Origin of the sequence: Ruoffia sp. FAM 26255, assembly GCF_045528525.1 — a bacterium.
Taxonomy (GTDB): domain Bacteria; phylum Bacillota; class Bacilli; order Lactobacillales; family Aerococcaceae; genus Ruoffia; species Ruoffia tabacinasalis.
On the sequence record NZ_JBGQQX010000129.1, the window covers coordinates 1 to 979 of the forward strand.

Annotated in this window: 1 protein-coding gene; it reads right to left on the bottom strand. The window is 37.0% G+C overall.

Annotation, left to right across the window (positions count from 1 at the left end; genetic code table 11):
* Positions 1–106 precede the first annotated feature (106 nt).
* Positions 107–790: a nucleoside phosphorylase gene (locus ACEN31_RS11565; protein ID WP_407090983.1), complete on the bottom strand. Its 684-nt coding sequence runs from the start codon at positions 788–790 to the stop codon at positions 107–109.
* Between the last annotated feature and the right edge of the window lie 189 nt (positions 791–979).

Consider the following 979-nt stretch of genomic DNA (forward strand, 5'->3'; position numbering starts at 1 on the left):
AAGATGTGTGTATGGATTCATAGCTTTCTCCTTCTAATAGTTGGTTGGTACATCTATTTTATAGGAAAACTATGGATCTTTTTTTATTTTATTATTGTTGTTGCACTTAAATTGTAAATTCGTCATAGGAATAGATAGTATCACCTTGAGTCAAATGATCTGATAAATTTAATAAGCCTATTGCCTTTTTATTTAACTTCTTCGCTACCGCTAACGTCGTTGCCGTTTCCATATCAACGCCCGTATAACCGTTATCGGACCATTTGTTTACCATGTCAACTGTTTCCAGAAGCATTGCACTTGTAGAAATTACACGTCCAATTGAATAGCTATATCCCTTCTTTTCACAGTAACTTATTGCTTCATTTACCATTGCTTCATCAGCTTTAACTACATCCTGATCAGGAAGGTACCACTGCGAAGCTCCATCTTGCATCCCGGCTTCAGTTACGATAAGTATATCCCCATATTTCACATCGTGTGTTAGTCCGCCACAATAACCCGTTTGAATAAATAAATCAGTTCCTGCTGCACCGAATTGATGGACAATGTTTGTTGCCATCGGCGCACCATAGACATTTGCGAAGCCGATCTTCGTCTCTCTATAATCACCTATTACTGTATTCCACTTAGGTAGCCAACTCTCATCTTTTAGTAATTCGCTCCATAATTTCAGGTTATCATCGTGCTCCCATTCACCATGAACTACAAAAGAAGCAGGAATTTTTTCTTCCCAAGCTCCTAATGCTTTTAACCAATCTTCTTTTAAAAACTCCCCGTATAATTTCATGAATTTCTCCCTATGTACTTTAATATATTTCTAATACCCTGAACAATTCATACTTTTCGTTGAAACATGTGCCAACTGCCTAACGGCAGCTTAAATTTACTTTTTCATTTTCACCTGTTAAGTGATGAAAAAAGAACCCCATTCTGATATGGTAAAGGTGTCTAAACCAACCATAAGAAAGGAGTTCTC

Coding starts and splice junctions, on each gene's coding strand:
- ACEN31_RS11565 (WP_407090983.1), bottom strand. CDS start 790: ATGAAATTATACGGGGAGTTTTTAAAAGAAGATTGGTTAAAAGCATTA.